Raw genomic sequence first — 25,342 nt, 5'->3', positions numbered from 1 at the left:
CCGCACCGACCGACCAGCCGGCCGTCGCGCCGTCGGGCGACGACCCCGCCGCCGCCGCGCCTGCCGCGTCGACGGATGCCGCATCCGGGCAGAACACCGTCGACCCCGCCGGGGCCGGCGATGGCGAGGCCGCCGGCGACGGCGCGCCGGACCCGACCACCGACACCGCCGCCGACCGCTCGGCCCGCACCCTCACGGCCCGTCCCGAAGGCGCCCGCTTCACCGCGCCCGGGACCGACCGCGCCGCCGACATCCGTCACCAGGTCGCCCGCTTCACGGCGACCCGCCTGGAGGATCTCACCGGTGGCGAGAAGGTCGTGCTCAAGCTGGATCCGGGTCATCTGGGCCGGGTCGAACTGACCTTCGACGCCCGCGACGACAGGCTCGCCGTGACCATCGTGGCCAGCAGCACCGAGGCCGAAGCGGCCCTGCGCGAGAACACGCGCGATCTCACCGACCGCATCGTCGAACGCTCGGCCCGCTTCAGCCACGTGGATGTCCGCGTCGAGGGCCGCGAGAGCACCGACACGCGCCAGGACGCCCGCCAGGAGCAGCGTCAGGACGACCGGTCCGACGGCCGGCGCGACCAGGGCCAGAAGGATGGCGAGCGGGACGGCCACCACGAGCGGCAGGAGCGCTCGGGACACGAGCGCCGCATGCGCGAGAACTGGGAGAGCGTCATGAACTGGGAACTGGCCGGCCCCGCCGGCGAGGAGGGATAGAACATGCCCATCGCGGGAGTGACCACCACCACCGGTCCGGTCGTCGGCGCCGCCGCGCGCGACTACTCCGAGGTCTCGAAGGTGGACTTCATGCAGCTGCTGGTGGCGCAGATCCAGAACCAGGATCCGCTCAGCCCCATGGACAACCAGCAGTTCACCACGCAGATCACGCAGTTCACGATGCTCGAGGAGATGGAGCAGACCAACGCCAACCTGGAGGAGAACCTCCTGGTGGGCCAGGCCATCAACAACACGACCATGCTCGGCCTCGTCGGCAAGAACGTGACCGTCGAAGGCAACAAGCTCGACCTCACGGACGGTGTCGCCAGCGAGAACATGATCGCCGTCGAGGGCCCGGCCACCGCGACGATCGAGGTCCTCGACGGCAGCGGCAAGGTCGTGGCGACCTACCAGAAGAGCCTGTCGGGCGGCCTGAACGACGTGACCTGGAACGGCAAGCTGGACGACGACACCGTCGCCGAGGACGGCGACTACACCCTGCGCGTCGAGGTGGAGAACAGCGCGGGCGTGGCCCTGGACTTCGCGACCCTGATGACCGGCCCGGTCGACGGGCTGCGCTACGAATCGAACCAGGCCGTCGTCATGGTCGGCGGCCTGGAGTACTACGTCTCGGAAATCTACAAGGTGAGCTGACGAACCCGCCGGCCCGCGTGGCCGACGGCCCTTTAACAGGAGGACCCCCATGTTCAAGTCCCTGTACTCCGGCGTTTCCGGTCTGGGTGCCAACCTGACGAACCTCGACGTGATCGGCAACAACATTGCCAACAGCAACACGACGGGATTCAAGTCGGGTCGCGTGACCTTCAACGAGATGCTGACCCAGACCATCAAGTCGGCGAGTCGCCCCGTGGCCGGCGGCCTGGGCGGGACCAACCCCCAGCAGATCGGCCTCGGCACCACCGTGGCGAGCATCGACACGAACTTCGCCCAGGGGAACTTCCAGACCACCGGCAAGAAGACCGACCTGGCCATCCAGGGCCCCGGCTTCTTCGTGCTGAGCGACGGTGCCAGCCGGGTCTACACCCGCGCCGGCATCTTCGGCCTCGACAGCGAGAACGTGCTCGTGAACCCGTCGACGGGTCTGCGCGTGCAGGGCGTCATGGCCGACACCATGGGCAACATCGGTTCGGGGCCCATGACCGACATCTTCATCGATCCGGGCCTCGTGGTGCCGGCCTCGCCCTCGACCACGGTCTCCCTGATGGGCAACCTCGACAGCGCCAGCGACGCCAAGGGCACGATCATGGAGAGCCCGTCGTTCCTGGTCGCCGCCGCCGGCGCCGACGTGCTGACCGAGATGAGCGGCGAGAGCAACGGCAGCCTGGGCCTGAGCGCCGGCGACGTGATCCGCATCAACGGCCGCATGGGCGGCGCGGACATCGGGGCGGTCTCGGTGACGATCACCGACGGCATGACCTACCAGGAGATGGTGGACGCCGTACAGGCCTCCCTGAACAACACCGCCGCCAACATCACCCTGGCCATCGACGGCGCCACCGGCGCCGTGAACGCCACCAACGCCTCGGGCGTCGACATCGAGGGCTTCAGCCTCACGGTGGTGGGCCGCACCCAGTTCAACACCAACTTCTCCTTCAACTCGGTGATCGCCGACGGCGCCACCGAGGCGTCGTCCGAGCTGCGGGCCTACGCCGACGAGAACGACCTGCTGACGGCCATGTTCGACCAGGACGGAAACAGCCTCGATCTCGATCCGGCCGATTCGCCGATCCTGGCCATCGGGGGCTCGGTGGGCGGCAACCAGGTCGATCCGGTCGACCTGAACATCGACGCGACGACGACCCTGGGCGACCTGGCCCAGACCCTGCAGAACAGCCTGAACATCAACTCGAACCCCGTCATCGTGAACGACCAGGGCCAGATCGTGGTGCAGGGCGAGGTCGGCACGACCACGGCCATCAGCGACATCTCGATCAGCCAGGAGTCGACGATCAACAGCACCCTCGAGAACGCCTTCAACTTCGCCCAGACCCAGCAGGCGAGCGACCAGAAGACCTTCTCCATGGCGACGACCGTCTACGACAGCCTCGGCGGCGAGCACACCATCTCGTTCTCCTTCGAGAAGGTGCCCGGCGAGAACGAGTGGATCTGGAACGCGGAGATGGAGGGCGGCGAGACGATCATCAACGGCGGCAGCGGCCGGGCCCGCTTCAGCGACACCGGCTCCATCAACAGCTTCACCTTCGACGACGGCAGCAGCACGCTGGTCTTCGAGCCGCAGGCGGCCGGGACCGAGGGCGCGGCCAACGTCGAGCTGATGGTCGACTACGGTGAGATCGGCGCGCTGACCGGCCTGACCCAGTTCGAGGGCACGGGCAACCTGCAGTCGATCGCCGACGGCTACGGCACCGGCACCCTGGTCGACTTCAACATCGACCAGACCGGCACCATCACCGGCATCTTCAGCAACGACACGGCCCAGGCCATCGCCCGCATCGGCCTGGCCACCTTCAGCAACGCCGACGGCCTGACCCGCGACGCCAACAACACCTACCGTCGCAGCGGCAACTCGGGCCAGGCCATCGAGATGTTCGCCGGCGAGGGGAACGGCGTCTCGCTGGTGCCCGGGGCCCTGGAGACGAGCAACGTCGACCTGGCTAAGGAATTCACCAACCTCGTCGTGGCCCAGCGCGCCTTCCAGGCGAACAGCCGGGTGGTGACGACCGCCGACCAGGTCATGCAGGAACTGGTCAACCTGGTCCGCTAGGTGGCGGCCCGACAGGGGGGTTAGATCCGTGGGCGGGCCCGGCGGCATGACCGGTCGCCGGCCGCCCGCACCCGGAGAATCCTCGTCTGGGAGCTAAAGTTCATGATTAAAGTCACGAAACTAAATGGCAGGGAGCTGGTGGTGAACGCCGATCTGATCGAGTTCATCGAGTCCACCCCCGACACCCTGATCAGCCTGACGACCGGGCGCAAGATCATGGTGCTCGAGGATCTCGACGAGGTGATCAGGATGGCCGTCGGGTACCGCGCCAAGGCGCGCATCTACCCGATCCCGACCGGAGGGACCGGCTCGGTCTTCGAGGGGTAGGAAGCCCCGTCCCGCGCAAGGGACGACCGCAAGGAACCAGGGAGCTCGCAAGTGGATATCGCAACCGTAGTTGGGATTGCCGTCGCCTTCGGCCTGATCGTCTGGTCGATCCTGCTGGGCGGCAGTCTGAGCGGTTTCATCGACATGCCCTCGGTGGCGGTCGTCGTCGGCGGCACCATCGGCGCGCTCCTGATCAACTTCCCGCTGCCGCGCATCCTGGGCCTCGTGGGCGTCTTCAAGAAGACCTTCCTCTTCAAGCTGGACGACCCGGACGAGGTCATCGGCAAGATGGTGCGCTACGCCGAACGCGCCCGGCGGGAGGGCATGCTGGCCCTGGAGGAGGACTCGGAGAACGAGACGGACGCCTTCCTGCGCAAGGGCCTGCGCCTGGCCGTGGACGGCACCGATCCCCAGCTCCTGGAGAAGATCCTCGAGACGGACGTGGAACAGATCGAGGCCCGGCACAGCGAGGGCGCCAAGGTGCTCTCGGCCGGCGGCACCTTCGCCCCGGCCTTCGGCATGATCGGGACCCTGATCGGCCTGGTGAACATGCTCTCCTCCCTGGAGGACCCGACCCAGATCGGCGCCGGCATGGCCACCGCCCTGATCACGACGTTCTACGGCGCCGTGCTCGCCAACGCCTTCTTCCTGCCGCTCTCGGGGAAGCTCGAGACCCGCTCGAAGGAGGAGATGATGATCAAGGGGATGATCATCGACGGCATCATGGCGATCCAGAGCGGGGACAGCCCGCGGATCGTCGAGGAGAAGCTGAAGTCCTTCCTGTCGCCCGCCATGCGCGACAAGGTCGACGCCAAGAAGGAAAAGGCGGCCTGATCGGTCCCCGCGTGAGCGACCGATCCGGTCGGTACCGGGAGGCCCGCCGTGGCGAAGAAGAAGAAGAACATCATCATCAAGCAGGGGCTCGACGACTGGGTCATGACCTACGGGGACATGATGAGCCTCCTGCTGACGTTCTTCGTGCTCATCGTCTCCTTCTCGTCCATGCAGGAGACCAAGTTCGAGCAGGCCGCCAACTCCCTCAAGGAGGCCTTCGGCGTCCTGGCCACCCCCGAGTCGGTCATCCAGTTCAACGACCCGCTGATTCCCAACCACGACCCCAGCGACGAGGAGGCGGACGTCCTGTACGAGGTCCGCAACGTCGAGAAGTTCATCCTCGAGGCGAACCTGGACGAGCAGATCGCCGTCGAGGTGAAGGAGCAGGGGGTGCTCTTCCGGCTCGAGGCGCCGTTCCTCTTCGCATCGGGCACCGCCGACCTGGCCGAGGAACCCAAGGGCGTGCTCGAGGAGATGGCGCGCTTCTTCACCAAGTTCCCCTACAAGGTCGAGATCGACGGCCACACCGACGACGTGCCCATCAACTCGCCGCGCTTCCCCTCGAACTGGGAGCTTTCGGCGGCCCGCGCCGTCACCGTGGCACGATACTTTCAAAGCATCGGCATGCCGCCCGAGCGCATCGCGGCGACCGGCTACGGGGAATTCCACCCCATCGCCGACAACGCCACGGCCGAGGGACGCGAAAAGAACCGCCGGGTGGAGATCTTCCTGCATCTGAACCAGGGAGACCTGCTCGAGGAACGGGAACTGCCGTTCAGCGAGTCGCCGGTCAGGCTCGAGCGACTCGAGGAGACCGAACGGCACGAAACGGACGAAAAGCCGCCGGTGCGGCCAATTATCAACCCGGTGACCGGGCGGCTGGGAACGCTGCCGGTCAGCAAGTAAAGCCCAAGGAGCCGACCATGGCCGACAAAGACGACGAAGTGGTGGAAGCGGGCGGCAAGTCCAAGCTCGCCATTTTCGAGAACAAGGCCATCCTGCTGGGCGTCATCGTGATCGTCCAGGCCCTGGTGGCCATCGGGCTGACCCAGTTCCTGATCCTGCCCAAGCTGGGCGTCCAGGCGGCCGACGCCGCGGCGACCCAGCCGGCGGCCGAGGAGTCGAAGGCCCTCGAGGTGTCCGATCTGGGCGTGCTGGTGGGCCTGGAGGAGATCATCGTCACCCTGGCCGGCGAGAGCAAGCGGCCCCGCTACCTGCGCATCAACGTCAACCTCGAGGTCAAGGACCAGCTCACGGCCGACATCGTGGCCACGCGCCTGCCCCAGCTGCGCGACATCGTGATCATGGCCCTCTCGAACAAGACGGCCGAGGAGCTCAGCCACCCGGAGGGCAAGAAGGGGCTGCGCGACGAGATCTTCCGCCGCATCAGCGAGAAGATGCCCGAGGGCACCCTCATGAACATCTACTTCTCCGACCTGGTCGTCCAGTAGGAAGAGGCGCGCCGTGGCACCCGAAGACCTGGACAACGAATACGACGACCTGGATCTCGACGCCGCCATCGGGGCGGCCGAGGACCTCGTCGGTGCCGTGGACGGCACCGGCATGGACCTCGACGAGGTGCTGAACGCCCAGTCGGACGCCGACCTCGCCGTCGACGGGCCGCGCACCTACGATTTCAACCGGCCCCACAACATCTCGCGCACCTTCGAGCAGAACCTGCAGTCCATGGCCGAGAACTTCGCCAAGACCGGGGGCATCGACTTCACGAGCCTGCTGCGCATGACCGCCAGCATCGACTACAAGGGCCTGCAGCAGTGCACCTTCGGCGAGTACCTGGAGGAGCTGCCGAACCCCACCTGCGCCTCGATGGTCACCCTGGCGCCCCTGAAGGGGTACTCCCTGCTGCACATCGACCTCGGCCTGTGCTTCGTCTTCATGAAGAAGCTCATGGGCGGCGCGCCGGTGTCCGAGGACACGGTGCGGGAGTTCACGGAGATCGAACGCGGCATCAACGCCGGTCTCGTCGAACGCTTCCTCGAGATCCTGCGCAAGAGCGCCATGAAGCTCGTCCGGCTCGACCCGGGCTTCGTCGGGCTCGAGAACAACCCGAACTACCTGAGCGGCATCGCCGAGGGCGAATCGCTCATCATCATGAAGTTCCAGGTGAAGCTCGACACGGTCGAGGGACCGGTCGAGATCGCCATCCCCCTGCCGGCCTTCGGGCCGGTGCGGGACGTGTTCGATCCCCAGGACGCCATCGAACTGCGGACGCCGAGCGAACTGCGCGAAGACCGTCGCAAGATCCTCGATATGGTGCGCACCACGGGAAGCGAACTCGTTGTCAATCTTGGAGAAATCTCCGCGACCCTCGAGGATGTCCTCAGCCTGGCGGTGGGGGACCTGATCCACCTGCCGCAGGTCGTGGACGCGCCGCTGAAGGTGCACATCGAGGGCCAGGAGGCGTGGCTGGGCGACGCCGGACGCGTCGGGCAGCACCGCGCGGTGAAACTGATCCAGCAGCTGAACAAGGAGTAGGCTTCCATGTCCCACGACGACTTCAACCCGACGGGCGAGGACGGCGGCACCGCCGTCGCCGATGCCGAGTCCAGCTCGCTCCTGGAGGATCTCGGGGCCGACGTGCCCCAGGCCGAGAACCTGGACATGCTGCTCGACGTGAACCTGAAGATCTCGGTCGAACTCGGCCGTGCGCAGCTCAAGTTCCGGGACGTGCTGAACCTCTCGACGGGCTCGGTCGTCGAGCTCGGCCGCCAGACGAGCGAACCGGTGGACATCCTCGTCAACGGTGCGCTGCTGGCCACGGGCGAGGTGGTGGTGGTCGACGACCACTTCGCCGTGCGGATCACCAAGCTCCTGAACCGTGTCGAACGCCTCAAGCGGGTGTTGTGATGCCGGCCGTGTTCCACCTGGCCGCGGTCGACGCCGGCACCACCTTCCAGGGCGGGGGCATCTCCTGGTGGCAGACCCTCGGCGGCCTGCTCGCCGTCTTCGGCCTGCTCGTCGTGGTGCTGAAGCTGCTGGGCCGACTGAACCGCCGCCACGGCGCCGCCGAGGCCCAGATGCTGACCGTCTGGCCCCTCGGGCCGAAGCGCGAGATCCAGGTGCTCCGCCTCGGCGACGAGGTGCACTACATCTACCGGCACGAGAACGCGATGGTGCGCCTCAAGGACGACAGCTTCGCGGCGTGGGAGGCGTCCCGCAGCGGGGACCCGCACGTGTCCGAAACGCCCTCCTGGCAACGATTTCTGCCCGGCGGCTGGACGCTGCCGCGCCGGTCCGGCGCGCCCTCCGATCTGACCAGTTTCTGAGCACGGGACGGCGGGAGCGAGCCGTCCCGCCGGTCCCGCCGCCTCTCCGGATTGCCGGCGCCGCAACTCAAATGATTCCCGTACAACATCTTAAGTAGGTCCTGGAGGCCGTTGCGGCGAGCGCCGGACGGGCACGGCCATTGCGACTCCACGCCGAGAAACCGGTGCCCGGCACCGGTGTGGTTCACCCCGGCCCCGGAGCTGACCTTGACCCGCACCACCCGCATCCGCTCCCGCGTCCTGCTCGCCTTCCTGGTGGCCACGGTGCTGCTGTCCGGTCTGTCGGCCGGCGCCGCCGCCCAGGACGCCGCCGCGCCCCCGCCGACCGGCGTGTCCGGCGGCGCCATCCGGCCCATCGACACGACCCCGGCGCCGTCGCCGGCCATGACGCTCACCCTCGAGGGGGCCGGCGGTCCGAAGACCATGGACTCGGCCCTGAAGATCCTGCTGCTGATGACGGTGCTCTCCCTGGCGCCGGCGTTCCTGGTCCTGCTGACCAGTTTCACCCGCATCGTCATCGTGCTCGGCTTCCTGCGCCAGGCCATCGGCGCCAACCAGGCGCCCAACAACCAGATCATCATCGGGCTGGCGCTCTTCCTGACCGTCGTCGTCATGTCGCCCGTGCTGAGCGAGATGAACACGAACGCCCTGCAGCCCTTCCTGGCCGAGGAGATCAGCCAGGGGGAGGCCTTCACCCGCGTGCAGGCCCCCCTGAAGGAGTTCATGCTCGGCCAGGTGCGCGAGAAGGACGTGGCCCTGTTCCTCGACCTGACCGAGACCGTGGCCCCCGAGGACCCGGTCGACCTGCCCATGCTCGTCGTGGTGCCGAGCTTCGTGCTGAGCGAGCTGAAGACGGCCTTCCAGATGGGCTTCATCCTCTTCATCCCGTTCCTCATCATCGACATGGTCGTCGCGTCGGTGCTCATGTCCATGGGCATGATGATGCTGCCGCCCGTGCTGATCAGTCTGCCCTTCAAGATCCTGCTCTTCGTGCTCGTCGACGGCTGGTTCCTCGTCGTCAAGAGCCTCGTGCAGGCGTTCCAGTAGCGGGAAAGGACCCCCATGACCGCTGAAACCGTCATCGAAATCGGCCAATACGCCATGCGCACGGTGATCTTCGTCGCCGGGCCCATGCTCATCGCCGGCATGCTCGTCGGCCTGGCCATCTCGGTGTTCCAGGCCGCGACCCAGATCAACGAGATGACGATGACCTTCGTGCCGAAGATCCTGACCGTCTTCGTGGTGCTCATCCTGAGCCTGCCCTGGGCCATCTCCCAGCTGACCTCCTTCACCGAGGCCATGTTCGCGCGCATCGCGAACATGTAGGCGCCGTGCAGTTCGAACTCGACATCACCCTCATGGCCGTCACGGCGGCGCTCTTCGTGCGCTTCGCCGTGCTCGCGGCCACGCTGCCCCTGCTGGAGATCCGTTCGGTGCCGCCCCTGTGGCGCTTCGCCCTGGCGTTCTGCTTCGCCGGCGCGCTGGCGCCCGCCGTGCGCGCGGCCGTGCCGGCGGGCATCGTCGACCTGCGCTGGCAGCTGCTCGTGGTGGAGGCGGCCCGCTCGCTGGTCGTCGGCGCCATGCTCGGCCTGACCATCAACCTGGTCTTCACCGCGGTGCGCTTCGCCGGCGAGGTGGCGGGCATGCAGATCGGGTTCTCCATCGTGAACGCCTTCGACCCGGCCACCGGCGCGCAGGTCTCGGTCATCAGCCAGCTCTACTACATCCTGACGGTGATGATCTTCTTCGCCACCGGCGCCCACCACGTGCTGCTGGCGGCCATGTACCAGAGCTGCGTGGCGGTGCCGCCGTTCGCCCCGGTCGACGGGGCGGCGGGCGCCTGGTACCTGCTGCAGGAGTACGGCTCGATCTTCACCACCGGCGTGCGCATCGCCGCCCCGGTGATCGTGGTGCTGCTGCTGGTCTCGGCGTCCATGGGCGTCATCGTCAAGACCGTCCCGCAGCTGAACGTGCTGGTGGTGGGCTTCCCCATCAAGATCGCGGTCGGCCTGATGACCTTCGGGCTGTCCCTGGTGTTCTTCAAGACGGTCGCGATCGGCCTGATCGCGGGGCTGGGCGACCAGCTCGACCGGGTGCTGCTCGCCCTCAGCTGAGGCGGCGCACCGGGCGCCCCGCCGGCGGGCGGGACCAGGCGCCCTGCACGCGGGCCCACGGGGCCACGACCCGGAGGAGGTGAGCGATGGCGGACGGCGAGGGCGGCGAGAAGACAGAAAAAGGCTCCGGCAGGCAACGGGACCGGGCGCGGGAGAAGGGATCGGTTCCCAAGAGCCAGGAGGTCAGTTCGGCCATCCTGCTCCTGGTCGGCATGACCCTGCTGGTCGCCAGCGGCGGTCATTTCGTGCGTGTCCTCGGGCGCAACACGGGCTACCTGCTCGGGCAGGCCCACATCCTGGCCCCGGAGAACCAGTTCGGCGTGCGCGAGCTGCTGCGCGGCAACGTCGAGGTGCTGGTCCTGGCCATGGGACCGCTGCTGGGCGGTGCCCTGGTGGCGGCCTTCGGCGGCAACGTGATCCAGTTCGGCTTCCGCTTCACGCCGGCGGCCATGCAGTTCCGGCCCGAGAAGCTCAACCCCTTGCCGGGGTTGAAGAAATTCGTCCAGGTGACGGCCTTCTTCGAACTCGTCAAGAACCTGGCCAAGATCACCGTCATCGGCCTCCTGGCCTACGTGACGGTCAAAAACGCCTTTTCCGACCTGGTGGCCCTGCCCTTGCTGAGCCTGCCTGCGGTCGTGGCGACCGCCAAGCTGACCTTCGTCAAGCTCATGGCCAAGCTGCTCTTCCTGATGGCCCTGATCGCCATCGCCGACTGGTTCTTCCAGAAGCACCGGTACGAGGAGAGCATCAAGATGACCAAGTACGAGGTCAAGCAGGAGAACAAGGACTTCGAGGGCGATCCCCAGATCAAGGCGAGGATCCGGGGCCTGCAGTTCGAGATGGCGCGCAAGCGCATGCTGGCCGACGTGCCGCGCGCCGACGTGGTCATCACGAACCCGACCCACTACGCGGTGGCGATCCGGTACGAGCCGGGCAGCGCGGCCCCGCTGGTGGTGGCCAAGGGGCAGGACAACCTGGCCCAGGTCATCAAGAAGATCGCGCGCAAGCACCGCGTGCCGGTGATCGAGAACAAACCGCTGGCGCGCGGGCTGTACCGCCAGGTCGAGGTGGGGCGCATGATCCCCGAGAGCCTCTTCCAGGCCGTCGCCGAGGTGCTCGCCTACGTCTACCGCCTGAAGCGGGCCTGATAGCATCCGACCGGAAGCAGGAGCAGCGAGTTGGCAGACGAAAAGGTCATCAACCGGGATCTGATCCTCAGCAACAGCAACGTGCTGAGCGCCGCCGCGGTGCTGGTCATCCTCGGCCTGATGGTCGTGCCGGTGCCGCCGGTCATGCTCGACATGATGCTGACCTTCAGCATCGCCTTCTCGGTCACGGTGCTGCTGGTCTCGCTCTACCTGAAGGAGCCCCTGCAGTTCAATGCCTTCCCGTCGCTGCTGCTGATCCTGACCCTGATGCGCCTCTCCCTGAACGTGGCCTCGACGCGCCTGATCCTCAGCCGGGGCGACGCCGGCCAGGTGATCCAGAGCTTCGGCGACTTCGTCGTCGGCGGCAACTACGTCATCGGGGTCATCGTCTTCATCATCCTGGTCGTGATCAACTTCATGGTGATCACCAAGGGTTCCGGCCGCATCGCCGAGGTCGCGGCCCGCTTCACCCTCGACGCCATGCCCGGCAAGCAGATGGCCATCGACGCCGACCTGAACGCCGGCATGATCACCGAGAAGATGGCCCGCCAGCGGCGCGAGGAGATCGCCCGCGAGGCCGAGTTCTTCGGCGCCATGGACGGTGCCAGCAAGTTCGTCAAGGGCGACGCCATCGCCGGCATCATCATCACGGTGGTGAACATCGCCGCCGGCTTCATCATCGGCATGCTCCAGATGAAGATGCCCGCGGGCGAGGCCCTCGGGCGCTTCACCATCCTGACCGTGGGCGACGGCCTCGTCAGCCAGATCCCGGCCCTGCTCGTCTCGACCAGCGCCGGCCTCGTGGTCACGCGGTCGTCCGGTTCGCTGAACCTGGGCGAGACCCTGACCCTGCAGATCTTCCGCCAGCAGAAGGCGCTCTATCTCGCGTCGGGCGCGATGGTGGCCCTGGCCCTGATCCCCGGCCTGCCCACGGGGCCGTTCTTCTTCTTCGCCGTGGCCACCGCCGTGGCGGCTTTCGTCATGGGGCGCCGCGTGGCGGCGTACGACGACGCCGAGGCCGCCCAGGCCGACGCCGTCGCCGCGGCCGAGGTCCAGGCGGACGAGGAGCCCGAGGGCATCCGCGGCGAGGAACTCTTCGTGCTGGACAAGCTCGAGCTGGAGATCGGCTACGGCCTGATCCCCCTGGTCGACGAGTCCCGCGGCGGCGACCTGCTGCACCGCGTGGGCAACATCCGGCGGCAGGTGGGGTCGGAGCTGGGGATCTTCATCCACCCGATCCGCGTGCGCGACAACCTGCAGCTCGGCGCCCATGAGTACGTCATCAAGCTGAAGGGCGTGCGCATCGCCCAGGCGGCCCTCAGGCCGGGGCTGCTGCTGGCCATGAGCACGCGTCCGGACGCCGGCCCGCTCAAGGGCGAGGCCACCACCGAGCCCGCCTTCAACCTGCCGGCGGTCTGGATCGAGAAGGACGCCAAGACCGGCGCCGAGATGGAGGGCTACACGGTCGTCGAGCCGGCCGCCGTGCTCGCCACCCACCTGAGCGAACTGATCCGCGGCCACGCCGACGAGCTGCTCAGCCGGCAGGACGTCAAGGACATGTGCGAGTCGGTGCGCGAGTTCGCACCGAGCCTGATCGAGGACCTCATCCCGGACAAGGTGCCGGTCAACACCCTGCACAACGTGCTGCGGGCCATGCTGCACGAGCGCGTGCCGGTGCGGGACATCACGACGATTCTCGAGACCCTCGCCAATTTCGCCGGCACCGGTCTGGGCACGGACTCCCTGCTGGGCAAGGTGCGCGAGGCCCTCTGCCGCTCGATCACGGCGCTCTACACCGAGGCCGACGGCCGCATGCACGTGGTCTCCCTGCATCCGGAGGTCGAGGGCGTGCTGATGCAGGCGGCCCGCGATTCCGAGTCGGCGGGCGGCGTCGTGCTCGAGCCCATGTTCACCCGCAACTTCCTCGGCAGCCTCGAGAACGTGCTGCGCGCCGCCTATTCCAGCGGTCCGCCGCCGGTCCTCCTGGTGCCGACCCCGATTCGCCTGTTCGTCAAGCGGCTCGTCGAGCCGACCTATCCCAACTTGGCCGTCATGGGCTACTCCGAGGTCGCGAGCTCGGTGCAGATCCATTCGGCCGGAACGGTGGTGACCCATGCCAGCCCGCAGCACCAGCAGGCCCAGGCCTGACGGAGCCCCGGTCGTCGTGACCGCGGCGACCCTCAAGGACGCGTACCGCATCGTGCGCCAGGACTACGGCGAAGACGCCGTCATCCTCGGCACCCGCACGGTGAACCAGCGCCAGGAACTCGGGCTCGGCCATGAGCGGCGCATCGAGGTCACGGTCCAGCTGCCCGGCGACGAGACGACGAATCCGGCCCCGGCCGCGGCGCGCCCGCGCGCGACCCGCAGCCTCGCGGCCCGGGGTGCGACCGCCCGTCCGGACGCGTCGGGGGAGATCCTGGCCGAGGTGGCGCGGATCGAGGAGCTCGTGGCGGCCATCGCCGCGGACCACGCGCGCCTGACGCGCCATGTCCGGCCCCACTGCGACAACCGGGTCGCCGAGACCCTGATGGAGAACGGCGCCAGCCCCGAGGCCGTGGAGACCCTGCTGACCCGCTTCGTCTCCGAGACCGGGCTCGACCCCCACGATCGTCCCGCCGCGGTGACCTGGCTGGCGGACAGCGTCCAGGCCAGCAACTGCACCTGGGACGACTTCTACGGCTGCCATGCCTTCCTGGGCGACGCCGGGAGCGGACGTACCGATCTGGTGCTGACCGCGGCGGGACTGCTGCAGCAGCGCGGCCGCCGCACCCTCGTGCTGAGCCTGATGCCGCCCCACGGGGGCGACGTGCGCCGGCTGCAGGGCGAGGCCGCCACCGGCGGCTTCGACGCCGCCGTGATCCGCAAGGCCGGGCAGCTGGCCGAGCTGGAGGACCACCTGGCCGGCTACGACGTGGTGCTGGTCGACATGCCCGCCCTCGGCAGCGCCGAGATGGACGAGTCCGGCCCGGTGCATGCCTGGCTCGCGCGCAACGCCACCTTCCACCGGCACCTGCTGGTGCCGCTGGACCGCGATCCCCGCGACATGGCCGGTCTGCGCGCCGCGGCCCGCACCTGGAACTGCGACTGGATCGTGCTCAGCCGCACCGACATGACGACGCGCCCGGCCAAGATGCTCGACGTGCTGGCCAGCGTGCCGGTGCCCGTGAGCCTCGTCGGCGCGCGCCCGCGCAGCGGCGGGGACGGGCTCGAGATCGCCCAGAGCGAGACCCTGCTGGACGCCATGCTCGCGGCCTCCGTCACCGCCGGCCCCGTCGCCGACGGCAGCGACACCTTCGAAGCGGGCGTGCCGGCCGTCGGCGCCGCCCTGGAAGTCGCCTGGTGATGCAGATCGTCATCCACACCCTGGCCCTCGGGGCCGCCCTGATCGCGCTGGTGGCCGGCCTCTGGCAGGACTGGGGGACCTTCACCACGCTCAAGCGCATGTTCATCAGCTACCTCGCCTTCTACTTCCTCGGCGCGGGCATGGCCCTGGTCGTGCGGCTCGTCGGCGCCATGGAGAAGCCCGGATCTGCCGGCGACGAGACGCCGCCGGCCGCGGGCGAGAAGGCTGCAAAATGATACGGCACAAAGGATTGACTGAGGATCAGGCGGTCCCGGAGGCATGGCACGGAACCTGCTTTCCCCGGACAGCACTTCAGACCAGAAAGGCTCACCGATGACCGATACGATGCAGATCCCGCACCAGGACGTCTGGGACCGCTGCCGCCAGAAGCAGAACCCCGCCGCGCGCGAGGAGGCGCGCCGCGACCTGGTCAATATCTATGCCCGGATCGTCAAGTACGTGGCCGGTCGGATGGCCATCGGTCTGCCGCACTACGTGGAGTTCAATGATCTGATCAGCGCCGGCCTGCTCGGCCTCATCCAGGCCATCGACAACTTCGACTGCGAGCGGGGCATCAAGTTCGAGACGTACGCGATCCCGCGCATCCGCGGCTCGATCCTCGACGAACTGCGCAGCCAGGACTGGTTCCCGCGTTCCCTGCGCCGCAAGGCGAAGCAGCTCGAGGAGGCCTACAGCAGCCTCGAGGTGCAGCTGGGCCGCCCGGCCACCGACGCCGAGGTCGCCCGCCACCTGGAGATCGACCTGAGCGAACTGGACGGCATGGTGGGCGAGGTCTCCATCGCCACCATCATGAGCCTCGACGCCGACACCAGCGGTGACGAGAGCGAGAACAGCACCACCCTCGGCGACTACCTCGCCGACCCGCGCACCGAGGACGTGGAGCAGGTCCTGGCCCGCCAGGAGATGAAGAACCTCATCGGCACCCGCATGTCCGAACTGCCCGAGAAGGAGCAGCTGGTGCTGGTGCTCTACTACTACGAGGAACTCACCCTCAAGGAGATCGGGGAGATCCTGGCCGTCACCGAGAGTCGGGTCTGCCAGATCCACACCAAGGCGATCCTGCGGCTGAAGGGCAAGATCGACCGCCACGAGGGCAAGAGCTCGATCGGCCAGATCACGCGCCAGATCCGGCAGCGGCAGGAGGCCGAGTCGGAGAAGGAGCGGGGGCCCGTCGGCGGCGGCACGCCCGGATCGACCGAGCCCGTGAACGTCATGGCCTGCCTGACCCTGTGCCACATCGGCTCGCTGATCGCGTGGTTGACCCACGGCGGCTGGCCGGGCCTGGGCGGCTAGGGCCGCGGGAGGGCGCCATGGCCGCCGGTGACGGAGTTTCCCTGCCCACGACCCTGTCCCAGATGGGGAGCGTGGCCAAGACCCAGGCCAAGGGGCAGCAGGCCGCCCAGCAGGGTGCGCCGATCCCCGAACGCCTGCAGCAGGACGACGACATCCGGGTCAACCGGGTCAAGGAGGCCGAGGGGGCGACGCAGGACAGGGTCGACCCCGACCGGAAGGATCCCGACAAGCGCAAGCGGCGGCGGCTGCGCCGGAACCGCAGGCTGTTGGGCAGCGACGAGGACGGCGCCGGCGACGAGGCGGCGGCCGAGGGCGACGAGGCCGAGGAGGAGATCCTGGGCCGCCTGATCGACATGCGGGTCTAGAGGACGGGAGCACGACGTGGACTGGAATCTCATTCAGCAACTTTTCGCCGGACAGGGCCTCGTCTTCTGGGGCGCCATCACCGCCGTGGCCCTGGGCCTGACCCTGCTCTCGGTGTCCATCGTCTTCCAGGTCAGGCGGATGGTCGGCGACCGCCTTCCCGGTCTGCGCCTGCCGGGCCTGCGCCGCGGCGCCCGGGCCCGCGCCAGCGGCATCACCCTGACCGAGACCGGCTACGCCGCCGCGCCGGCCCCGGTCGCGTCCCGGCCCGAGCCCGCGACAGCCCCCGCCGAGGCTCCGGACGGGCCGCTCCCCGCCGGCCCCGACCTGCGCGAGATGCGCGACCGCCTGCGTGCGGCCGCCGATCGGCTCGATGCGATCCACTCGTCCCTGCGTCCCCGGCGGGCTGCCACGGCCCGCGCGGCCGATTCGCCGCTAAAGGCGGGTCCCGGCGGCGTCGATTATGTCTACAAAACCGGTCAGGCCTAGCCGACCGCCCGTTCGGGGTTCCCCCCGGACCCCCCTGGACCTGGAGACGGCATGACGACCACCCTGGACGCGACCCTCGAGGCCACCGCCACCGCGGACCCGAGGACCGCCGAGAAGCTGCACAGCATCATCATGACCACCCGCGACCTGCCGGCCATGCCGCAGGTCGCGAGCAAGGTCCTGGAGCTGTCGTCCGACCCCAACACGTCGGCGAAGCAGTTGCAGCAGGTCATCAGCGACGACCAGGCCATGACCGGCCGCATCCTCAAGATCGCCAACAGCGCCATGTACAGCTGCAGCCGCAAGGTCAAGACCCTGACCGAGGCGATCGTGATGCTGGGCTTCAATTCCATCCGCAGCCTGGTCGTGACCAGCGCCGCCCGCAACCTGTACAACACGCGCAAGTCGCGCACCGGCCTGAAGGAACGCCTCCTGTGGGAGCACTCCATCGGGTCGGCCTTCGCCGCGCGCCTGCTGGCCGCGGAGCGCGCGCCCAGCCTGGCCGAGGAAGCCTTCCTCGCGGGCCTGATGCACGACATCGGCAAGCTGGTCCTGAACCTGCGCGTGCCCGAGCAGTTCGACGAGGTCGTGCAGATCGTCTACAACGAGAACCGGCCGTTCCACGTGACCGAGCACGAGATGCTCGGCTTCGACCACACCCACGTGGGGGCCCTGCTGGTGAACAAGTGGAAGCTGTCGCCGGTGCTCGAGGACGTGATCCTGAATCACCACAACGCCGAGGCGCTCTCGCCGGAGAACCCGATCCTCTGCTACCTGGACCTGGCCAACCGCCTGTGCAAGAAGATGGGCATCGGCTTCATCGACGATCCGGATCTCGACCTGATGAACTGCCCGGCCAACCAGATCCTGGGCTTCGGGCCCGAGACCTTCGAACACGTGGCCGAGGTGCTCCAGGAGACCCTCGAAAGCGAGATGGAGATCTTCGTATGAGGAGCATCCCATGAGCCCCGCCGTCGCCGACCGGGCCCTGATCGACGTCGCCGCCGTCGACGCGATGCTCGCCTCCGTCACCGATCTGCCGACCATTCCCGAGACGCTCATCGAGATCCTCAACGTCATCGACGACCCGGACAGCGGCGCCGCCGACCTGGCGCGGGCCGTGCGCCGCGACGCGCCGCTGATGGCCAAGATCCTCAAGCTGGCGAACTCGCCCTACTACTCGCCGCGGGGCGACATCGGCGACATCGACCGCTGCGTGGCCGTGCTCGGCTACCGCACGGTGCGCCAGGTGGCCATCTGCGTGCAGGTGGCGGCGGTCATGGTCAAGGCGGCCGCCGACGCCGGCGGCCATCTGGACTACCGCGAGCTGTGGCGCCACGCGGTCGTCACCGCGTCGATCGCCAAGCACCTCGCGCGGGGCACGGGGTATCCCGATCCGGAGGAGGTCTTCACCGCGGGCCTGCTCCACGACATCGGCAAGTTCGTGCTCGAACTGCACGCGCCGGACCGCTACGCCGGCGTGATCGCCGCCCGCGGCCAGCGCAGCCTGGTCGAGGCCGAACTGGAGGCCTTCGGCTGCGACCACGCCCGCCTGGGCGAGGCCTTCGCCGGCTCCTGGCGTTTTCCCGCCGTGCTGGTCGCGGCGGCGGGTCGCCACCACGAACCGGCCGATGACGACGGGGACGAGGCCAGAGCCGTGGCGCTGGTCCGCCTGGCCGACTACTTGGCCAACACCATGGAGCCGCCCCGCTCGGATCTCGGCTTCGATCCGCAGCACGCCCATCCGGCGCGCCTGCACCGCGAGGCCGGCGTCGACATGGCCACGGTCGAGAACTCCCTGCCGGAGCTGCAGGAGGAGATCCGCCGCGCCGCCCCGTTCTTCAACCTCATCTGACGTCGCCGTACGGCTTTCGGCCGATTCCTCCTTGCCACGGTGCGATCCGGGTGTATCCTGACATATTGTCAGACCGCCGCCCGCCCCGGAGGAAACCGCCCGTGAAATCCGTCGTCCTGCTGAGCCGTCGCCACCGCCTGTACGCCGCCGCCGCGGACTGGGATCTTCCCGACGTCGAGCTCTACCTCTTCGACTCCCCGTCCGAGGCCCTGGCCCGCATCAGTCTCGGCCAGACGGCGGTCTTCCTCTTCGACACCCGCGACTACCCGCGCTTCAAGCACGTGGTCCGCAAGTTCCTGTCCATGAACGCCGACGCCGACCTGGTGGTGGTCGGTCCGGACGAATGCGCGGCCGAACTCGCGGCCATCGAGCCGGATTTCTCGCCGACCGTGCTCCCCGCCGAGACCGACACCGAGGAGATCCGCCAGGTGGTGGGCCGCGCCCTGCGCCTGCGGCAGGTGCGGGAGCGCAGCGGCATCGTCGGTCGCAGCCGGGCGGTGGTCGAGATGCTCGCCCTCGTCGCCCATGCGGCGCCCCTCGACGTGAACGTGCTCATCCTGGGCGAAAGCGGCACGGGCAAGGAACTCGTGGCGCGGGCGATCCACGACAACAGCGCGCGGGCCGACGGGCCGTTCATCAGCCTCAACTGCGGGGCCATGAGCGAGGGGGTGCTCGAGAGCGAGCTCTTCGGCCACGCCAAGGGCGCGTTCACCGGGGCGGTGGCCGACCACGACGGCGTCTTCAGGCGCGCCGACGGCGGGACCCTCTTCCTCGACGAGGTGGCCGAGATGCCCCTCGGCATGCAGACCCGCTTCCTGCGGGCGCTGGAGACGGGGGAGTTCACGCCGGTGGGGGGGCGGGCGGTCCAGACGAGCGACATCCGGCTGGTGGCCGCCACCCATCGCGACCTGGCCGAGGACGTGGCCCGCGGTCGCTTCCGGCAGGATCTCTACTACCGCCTGAAGGTGGTGGTCGTCCGGACGCCGGCCCTGCGCGACCGCCGCGACGACATCCCGCTGCTCACCCAGGCCTTCCTCGGGCAGGAGAACGCGCGCCACGGCCTGCATGTGAAGGGGCTAACCCGGGCCGCCGAGCAGATCTTCGCGGAGCACGACTGGCCGGGAAACGTGCGCGAGTTGCGGAACACGATCAGCAGCCTGGTGGTGATGAAGCAGCGCGGCCTGATCGAGCCGGCCGACCTGCCCGCCGAGCTCCGCTTCGGCCGGGACGGGGGCCGGCCGCCGTTCCTGCCGGTCCCGGCGCCCCGGCCCGACGCGGGCGGCCTCGATCTCGGCGTCCTGGCGGGCACCCTGCTCGAGCTCCGGCAGGACATCAAGGAGATCAAGGCCCTGCTGGCGGAGGCCCCTTGGGTGCGGGACGACCGCGGCTGGAACGTGGCCGGACCCGTGCGGCCGGGCGGTCCGGTGGTCGAGACCTTCGGCGCCGATGACAGCTACGGCCCCCTGCAGGACGCCCAGGTGGGCGATCTGCAGACGGCGGAGCGCACCCTGATCGAGGCCGCCCTGCTGGCGGCGGGCGGGAACCGGCGCAAGGCCGCCGACCGGCTCGGCATCAGCGAACGAACCCTGTACCGGAAGATCAAGCTCTACGACCTGTAGGGGCGGGGCGCCCGGGCGGGCGCCGGGGCTTTGCAGGCGGCGGAAGATGTCGTATAATGCCAATCAAGTCGCGCACATCGCTCATACCCAACCTACCCCTGGTTAGCGAGGCAGACATGCAGACCAAGCAGGTTCGTCCTGTGGGCCGCCGGCTTCGTGCGGCCATCACCCTGCGCCGGGGCGCCCGGTCGATCGTGGGCTTCGTGCTGCTGGGCGCCGCGCTCGCGGCCGGCCCGGCCCACGCCACCAAGTACGCGGGCGCCTTCATGGAGAACGGCGCCGGTGCCCGCGCCCTCGGCATGGGCGGCGCCTTCACCGCCGTGGCCGACGATCCCTCGGCCACCTTCTGGAATCCCGCCGGCCTCGCCGACTTCACCGGCCGCGAGATCCTGCTCATGCACTCGGAGCGCTTCGGCGACCTGATCGACCGCGACTTCGCGGCCTACGCCCAGCCGGTGAGCTGGAACATCCTCGGCGGCGCGTCGAGCGGCATCGGCATCAGCCTGATCCGCCTCGGCGTCGACGACATCCCGTTCACGGAGCATCTCACCGACGCCCTCGACACGAACAACGACGGCACGGTCGACGACACCGAGATCATCGGGCTGCTCGACTACCAGGACGAGATCATCTACAAGTCCGACCAGGAGTACGCCCTCATGTTCTCGTACGGCGAGAACCTGGGCAACTGGCGCCTCGGCGCGACGCTCAAGTACGTGCACCAGAGCGTGGGCAAGTACTCGAGCCAGGGCATCGGGGCCGACCTCGCGCTGCTGCGTCCGGCCATCTGGAAGCGCCTCGACTTCGGCGTCAAGTTCCAGGACGTGACCACGACCTACCTGAGCTGGAGCACCGGCCGCAACGAGCTGATCACGCCGGCCATCGTGCCGGCCCTGGCCTGGCGTCAGCCCCTGTCCGACTGGAACATGGACCTGACCGTGGCGGGCTCCCTCGAGTCGCGCTTCGACAACCGCGGCGAGGCCGACCAGTTCTCCTCCGGCAGCTTCTCGGCGAACGCCCACCTGGGCGTCGAGCTCGGCTTCAGCCGGCGCGTCTTCCTGCGCGGCGGCTTCGACAGCGGCTTCGAGGCGGGCAACCTCACCGCGGGCGTGGGCTTCCGCATCAACCCGCTGACCGTCGACTACGCCTACGCGGGCGATTCCCTCGACATCGACGAGGTCACCCACCGCATCAGCCTGTCGTTCCGCTTCTAGACGCGGTCCGGTCCCACGCGCAGAGAAGGTCCCCTCGCGGGGACCTTCTCTGCGTTCGGGAGCACGGTGCCGGACTCAACCGCTCGGCGGCCGGTAGGCGTAGAGCCGCTGTCCGGGGCGGATGAGATTCGTCTGGTGGATGTTGTTGACCTTGCGCAGGTGGGCGAGCGTCACGCCGAGCTTGCGGGCGATGCCCCCGAGGGTGTCGCCGGGGCGCACCTTGTAGCTGACGCGCTCGTAGCCCGACGGCGGCACGTAGTGGCCCTTCTCGGACGCGCGCTGCTGCGCCTTGGTGGCCAGCTCGGCGGGCATGGGGATCAGCAGCTGGTCGCCCGGCCGGATCATGTGGACGTCCTTCAGCTTGTTCAGTCGGGCGATGTCCCCGACGGTGGTGCCGTAGGAGCGGGCGATGCCGCCGAGGGTGTCCCCGCGTCGCACCTCGTGCCGGCGCCAGGTGAGCCGCTTGTCGCTCGGGACCCGGGCCAGTTCCCGGCGCGCGCGCGGGCCGGTGCCGCTGGGCACGCGCACCGGGTACGCCTTCAGGTCGGGCGGGGAGGCGCCGCGCAACAGGGCCGGATTGAGGGACAGGACGTCGTCCGTGCCGACCCCGGCGCAGCGCGCGATGAGGGCCAGGTCGGTGGCGTCGTCCACGGGCACGGTGTCGTAGTCCAGCACCGGGCCGTCCGGCACCGTGAAACCGTACCTCGCCGGATCGGCGCCGAGCCGGGCCGCCGCGATGAACTTGGGAATGTGGGCCGTGGTCTGGGCGGGCAGACGCAGGTCCCAGAAGTTGTCGTGGCCGTGCTGGCGGATCTTGCGCGCGATGCGGCCGCCGCCGGTGTTGTAGGCGGCCAGCACCAGGGCCCAGTCGCCGAACTGCTCGTGCAGGTTCCCGATGTAGCGCGCCGCCGCGCGGGTCGACATCTCCAGGTCGCGCCGTTCATCGACCCACCAGCTCGCGCGCAGCCCGTAGTCGCGGGCGGTGGGCGCCATGAACTGCCACGGCCCGACGGCGCTGGCGCTCGAGACGGCGCGGGTGCTGAAGCCGCTCTCGATCATGGCGAGATAGACGAGCTCGCGGGGCAGGCCTTCCTCGACGAGGATCCCCTCGATCAGCGGCCCCACCTCGGCCTTCCGGTCGAGCCAGGTCTGGAACGAGCGGCGGCCGCGTCCGGTGAAGTACTCTTCCCAGCGGCGCACGGCCTTGTTGTCGAATTTCATCAGGTCGGCCGTGATGGAGCTGAGGCGCGCCCCGGAAGCAGGCACCAGCGAATCGGGGAACCCTTCGGCGAGCAGGACGCCGTAGCCGGTGCTGAGCAGGGAATCGGCGTCGGCCGGATCGGCCCCGAAGGCGGCCTGTTCGGCCAACACGGCGCGCAGCAGTCCGACCCGGCGGTCGATGCTGCGGCGGTGGGCGAGCCAGGTGGAGTCCGCCTGGGCGGGGGCAGGGCGTCGGGCCTCGTCGCGCAGCACGAAGAGGTGGTCCTCGGCCTCGTCCCAGGCGCCCTCGGCACCGAGTTCCATGGCCGTGGCCAGCATGGCCTCGAGGTCCGCGAGTCCGGCGTATCCGTCGGGTCCGAGCGGGAGCAGCGGGGCCGTAGTGTCAGCGGGCAGGATCAGTTCCGGCACCGAGTCGAGGTCGGTGATCGCGACGCCGACGGAGGACTCGGGGTCGCTATCGGCCGCCGCGGGCGCCGGGTTCGGGTCCGGCTTGAGGACGGCGCAGCCGCCGGACACGGCCAGCGCGACCAGCAGCGGCAGGAAAAGGAGCGGACGTTGCCGGACGGGCGGAAACTGGGAGATCATCGTCATCCTTGACTGTTCACTTGGAGTCGACGCCCCAAGTCTTTGCGATGCGGTGACAAGGCCGATCCGGGCTCGCCGGGTCGGGGGTTCGGAAGCGGACGGGTCGGGCCCTGAAAAATAGCAAATCCGGGGCCGTCCGGCCACGCAGATGTCTTGAAAAAATCCTAACAATATGTCATAATTGGGGTGGCGAATTGCGCCCGCGAACGGCAGCGTCCGTGCGCGGCGGGGGCCTCCAGGGGCCGCACCTGTTGATGCTCAACAACTTCGGGACGACATGCAGAATCGGATTGCCGCGCTGCGCAACCTCCTCGCCGGAGAACTGCCCCTCGAGAACGTGGGGCCGCGCCTGCGTCAGGCCGTCCGCCAGGCACTCCGCACCGGCGACGAGGCCCGGCTCGAGACCACGGCGCGGGTCGTGGTGGGGGAACTGCTCCGGCGCGGCGACCTGATGCGCGTGGCCGTGGAGCAGGACGCCGGCCAGGGGCCGGTCATCGGAACGCTGTGCCTGCTGAAGGGCACCCATCGGGTGGTCGATCTCGCGCCGATCGGCGGCGTGGGCGACAACTTCACCCTGCCGGACTTCGTGACCCGGCCGGCCCCGCGCAGCGCCGTGGGCGCCGACCACGTGGCCGACTTCACCGGCATGCTCGGCGCCATGGAGGATGCCCAGGACCTCGAGATCGGCGATCCCCAGAGCGGCGACAAGGGAACGATCCTCGCCGGGATCCTGCGCCTGCTCGCCAAGTTCACGCCCCAGTTCCGCCTCTTCGTGCAGCTCGGCGAACACGACAACCTGCCCGAGGACACGCGCCGCGTCTTCCGGCCCGGCGACGGGCCGGAGCCGCTGTGGGTCGCCCACCGCCGCGCAGGACAGTCGGTCTGGATCCCGGTGCCGGGCGAATTCCCGGCCGCGGTGCGTGACGCCGCGGAACACGAGAGCCCGGAAGCTTTTCCCGTGGCCTGCGGCGTGGCCGTGCCCCTGTGGGAGCCCGGCGCCGAGGACGGGGCCGGCGCGGGACGTGAGGCCGGCGTCTTCTTCCTCGTCGCCACCGACGACTGGGGTCGTGAGTCGCTGCTGCGCCTGGCCGAGCGTCTGTCCCGCTTCGTCACCCGGCGTTGGCGCCACCAGCGCGAGGTGAACGATCGCATTCACACCGACAGCCTCACGGGCGTCGCCAACCGGGCCTTCTTCGACACCCAGTTCACCCTCGAACTCGAGCGTGCGCGGCGCTCCGAGGAGCCGCTGACCCTCATCATCGCCGACCTCGACCACTTCAAGCGGGTCAACGACGAGCTCGGCCACCAGATGGGGGACCGCACCCTGCAGATGGTGGCGCGCCGGTTGCAGGAAGAGCTGCGGCGCATCGACCACATCTGCCGCATCGGAGGCGAGGAGTTCGCCCTGATCCTGCCCGCGACCGGACCCGAGGCCGGCCGCGACGTGGTGCAGCGTCTGCTCGACGCCGAGTTCCGCGAAGTCGTCACCCACGGCAGCGAGTCGATCACCCTGGCCGCGACGTTCAGCTACGGCCTGGTGACCTTTCCCGACGCCGGCGCCGACGCCTTCGAGCTCTACCGGAAGGCCGACGCCATGCTCTACCTCTCCAAGGACCTGGGCCGCAACCAATGCCATATCTGGAACGCGCGCGGCGAACACGGTCGGATCCTGCCCCTCAAACGCACCTAGACCCGAACCACCTGGAGCAGGGCCCGTCGGCGCGCGCGACCGCTTTCGCGCGGCGCCACTGGGCGGCGGCCTGGCTGGGGCTCCATCTGCTGGGCACCTCCGCCGGCGCGTGGGTGGCCCAGGTCCGGCCGGAGGTCCCGGCCACCCCGCTGGGGCTTCCGCTCGCCCTCGCCGCCCCGCTCCTGCTGGCCTGGCGGTCCCGGACCTTGCCGGTCCTGGCGGCGCTGCTCGTCCTGGGGGGAACGGCGACCTGGAGCGCCGACGGCGCGGCGCGCCTGCGGTCGCATCCGGCCGCCGTCGCTCCGGACCGCTGGTCGCCCGCCCACACGCGCACCTGGACCGGGCGGGCGGTGCTGCGGGTGACGGGGTGGCCGGCACCCGTCCGCGGCGATCGCTGGCAGGCCCCCGCCCGCCTGCTCGCGTGGCGCGGCGAAGGTCCGGCGCCGGATGGCCCACGGGTCGGGGACG

27 protein-coding genes are annotated in these 25,342 nt (G+C 69.1%); 26 read left to right on the top strand and 1 reads right to left on the bottom strand.

Features of this window, described 5'->3' with window-relative positions; all coding sequences use genetic code 11:
- From KDM41_09970 to KDM41_09855, 24 genes are all read left to right on the top strand, one after another.
- Nucleotides 1-722, top strand: a 722-nt coding sequence (locus KDM41_09970; GenBank protein ID MCB1183752.1) for a flagellar hook-length control protein FliK, incomplete at its 5' end; no start/stop codon positions are given.
- A gap of 3 nt (nt 723-725) precedes the next feature.
- Nucleotides 726-1,376, top strand: coding sequence for a hypothetical protein (locus tag KDM41_09965; GenBank protein MCB1183751.1), 651 nt, complete (start codon nt 726-728; stop codon nt 1,374-1,376).
- Between the two features lie 49 nt (nt 1,377-1,425).
- Nucleotides 1,426-3,468, top strand: coding sequence for a flagellar hook-basal body complex protein (locus KDM41_09960; GenBank protein MCB1183750.1), 2,043 nt, complete (start codon nt 1,426-1,428; stop codon nt 3,466-3,468).
- 102 nt (nt 3,469-3,570) lie between these two features.
- Nucleotides 3,571-3,795, top strand: a complete 225-nt coding sequence (locus KDM41_09955) for a flagellar FlbD family protein (protein ID MCB1183749.1) — start codon at nt 3,571-3,573, stop codon at nt 3,793-3,795.
- A 51-nt stretch (nt 3,796-3,846) separates the two neighbouring features.
- Nucleotides 3,847-4,629, top strand: a complete 783-nt coding sequence (locus tag KDM41_09950; protein ID MCB1183748.1) for a motility protein A — start codon at nt 3,847-3,849, stop codon at nt 4,627-4,629.
- 48 nt (nt 4,630-4,677) lie between these two features.
- On the top strand, nt 4,678-5,535 hold the full coding sequence (locus tag KDM41_09945; protein ID MCB1183747.1) for an OmpA family protein: 858 nt from the start codon (nt 4,678-4,680) through the stop codon (nt 5,533-5,535).
- 17 nt (nt 5,536-5,552) lie between these two features.
- Complete coding sequence (locus tag KDM41_09940; GenBank protein MCB1183746.1) at nt 5,553-6,080, top strand: flagellar basal body-associated FliL family protein; 528 nt, start codon at nt 5,553-5,555, stop codon at nt 6,078-6,080.
- Nucleotides 6,081-6,093: 13 nt separating this feature from the next.
- Entirely contained in the window at nt 6,094-7,125 is a 1,032-nt protein-coding gene (locus KDM41_09935; protein ID MCB1183745.1) for a FliM/FliN family flagellar motor switch protein, read from the top strand.
- A 6-nt stretch (nt 7,126-7,131) separates the two neighbouring features.
- Nucleotides 7,132-7,497 carry a flagellar motor switch protein FliN gene (gene fliN, locus KDM41_09930; protein ID MCB1183744.1) on the top strand — a complete coding sequence of 122 codons (366 nt, stop codon included), beginning with the start codon at nt 7,132-7,134 and terminating at the stop codon, nt 7,495-7,497.
- Complete coding sequence (locus KDM41_09925) at nt 7,497-7,916, top strand: hypothetical protein (protein ID MCB1183743.1); 420 nt, start codon at nt 7,497-7,499, stop codon at nt 7,914-7,916. The genes fliN and KDM41_09925 overlap by 1 nt, the downstream gene beginning before the upstream one ends.
- Nucleotides 7,917-8,300: 384 nt before the next feature.
- Complete coding sequence (gene fliP, locus KDM41_09920; GenBank protein ID MCB1183742.1) at nt 8,301-8,963, top strand: flagellar type III secretion system pore protein FliP; 663 nt, start codon at nt 8,301-8,303, stop codon at nt 8,961-8,963.
- Nucleotides 8,964-8,978: 15 nt separating this feature from the next.
- A complete protein-coding gene (gene fliQ / locus KDM41_09915) occupies nt 8,979-9,242 on the top strand; it encodes a flagellar biosynthesis protein FliQ (protein MCB1183741.1) in 264 nt (87 codons plus the stop codon).
- A gap of 5 nt (nt 9,243-9,247) precedes the next feature.
- Entirely contained in the window at nt 9,248-10,030 is a 783-nt protein-coding gene (locus KDM41_09910; GenBank protein ID MCB1183740.1) for a flagellar biosynthetic protein FliR, read from the top strand.
- A gap of 86 nt (nt 10,031-10,116) precedes the next feature.
- Nucleotides 10,117-11,178, top strand: coding sequence for a flagellar biosynthesis protein FlhB (gene flhB / locus KDM41_09905; GenBank protein MCB1183739.1), 1,062 nt, complete (start codon nt 10,117-10,119; stop codon nt 11,176-11,178).
- Between the two features lie 30 nt (nt 11,179-11,208).
- Nucleotides 11,209-13,326, top strand: a complete 2,118-nt coding sequence (flhA, locus tag KDM41_09900) for a flagellar biosynthesis protein FlhA (GenBank protein MCB1183738.1) — start codon at nt 11,209-11,211, stop codon at nt 13,324-13,326.
- A gap of 16 nt (nt 13,327-13,342) precedes the next feature.
- A complete protein-coding gene (locus KDM41_09895) occupies nt 13,343-14,524 on the top strand; it encodes a hypothetical protein (GenBank protein ID MCB1183737.1) in 1,182 nt (393 codons plus the stop codon).
- Entirely contained in the window at nt 14,521-14,760 is a 240-nt protein-coding gene (locus KDM41_09890; protein ID MCB1183736.1) for a hypothetical protein, read from the top strand. Before KDM41_09895 ends, KDM41_09890 begins: the two co-directional genes overlap by 4 nt.
- Nucleotides 14,761-14,857: 97 nt before the next feature.
- Nucleotides 14,858-15,838 carry a FliA/WhiG family RNA polymerase sigma factor gene (locus KDM41_09885; GenBank protein MCB1183735.1) on the top strand — a complete coding sequence of 327 codons (981 nt, stop codon included), beginning with the start codon at nt 14,858-14,860 and terminating at the stop codon, nt 15,836-15,838.
- Nucleotides 15,839-15,855: 17 nt separating this feature from the next.
- Nucleotides 15,856-16,203 carry a hypothetical protein gene (locus KDM41_09880; GenBank protein ID MCB1183734.1) on the top strand — a complete coding sequence of 116 codons (348 nt, stop codon included), beginning with the start codon at nt 15,856-15,858 and terminating at the stop codon, nt 16,201-16,203.
- A gap of 16 nt (nt 16,204-16,219) precedes the next feature.
- Nucleotides 16,220-16,690 carry a hypothetical protein gene (locus KDM41_09875; GenBank protein ID MCB1183733.1) on the top strand — a complete coding sequence of 157 codons (471 nt, stop codon included), beginning with the start codon at nt 16,220-16,222 and terminating at the stop codon, nt 16,688-16,690.
- A 51-nt stretch (nt 16,691-16,741) separates the two neighbouring features.
- On the top strand, nt 16,742-17,641 hold the full coding sequence (locus tag KDM41_09870; protein ID MCB1183732.1) for an HDOD domain-containing protein: 900 nt from the start codon (nt 16,742-16,744) through the stop codon (nt 17,639-17,641).
- Nucleotides 17,642-17,651: 10 nt separating this feature from the next.
- The gene (locus tag KDM41_09865; protein MCB1183731.1) at nt 17,652-18,545 is read left to right on the top strand and encodes an HDOD domain-containing protein; all 894 of its coding nucleotides are present in this window, start codon (nt 17,652-17,654) and stop codon (nt 18,543-18,545) included.
- Nucleotides 18,546-18,646: 101 nt separating this feature from the next.
- Nucleotides 18,647-20,164, top strand: coding sequence for a sigma-54-dependent Fis family transcriptional regulator (locus KDM41_09860; protein MCB1183730.1), 1,518 nt, complete (start codon nt 18,647-18,649; stop codon nt 20,162-20,164).
- A 116-nt stretch (nt 20,165-20,280) separates the two neighbouring features.
- Nucleotides 20,281-21,378, top strand: a complete 1,098-nt coding sequence (locus KDM41_09855; GenBank protein ID MCB1183729.1) for a PorV/PorQ family protein — start codon at nt 20,281-20,283, stop codon at nt 21,376-21,378.
- Nucleotides 21,379-21,453: 75 nt separating this feature from the next.
- On the opposite strand, the gene KDM41_09850 is transcribed toward KDM41_09855, so the two are convergent.
- The gene (locus KDM41_09850; protein ID MCB1183728.1) at nt 21,454-23,184 is read right to left on the bottom strand and encodes a LysM peptidoglycan-binding domain-containing protein; all 1,731 of its coding nucleotides are present in this window, start codon (nt 23,182-23,184) and stop codon (nt 21,454-21,456) included.
- A gap of 277 nt (nt 23,185-23,461) precedes the next feature.
- Here KDM41_09850 and KDM41_09845 point away from each other — a divergent pair, with 277 nt between their 5' ends.
- The gene (locus KDM41_09845) at nt 23,462-24,874 is read left to right on the top strand and encodes a GGDEF domain-containing protein (GenBank protein MCB1183727.1); all 1,413 of its coding nucleotides are present in this window, start codon (nt 23,462-23,464) and stop codon (nt 24,872-24,874) included.
- Nucleotides 24,875-25,080: 206 nt separating this feature from the next.
- The coding region (locus tag KDM41_09840; GenBank protein MCB1183726.1) for a hypothetical protein at nt 25,081-25,342 on the top strand (262 nt) is incomplete at its 3' end.

This window comes from bacterium (assembly GCA_020440705.1).
Lineage (GTDB): Bacteria > Krumholzibacteriota > Krumholzibacteriia > LZORAL124-64-63 > LZORAL124-64-63 > JAGRNP01.
This window is presented reverse-complemented; position numbering and strand designations above follow the sequence as displayed.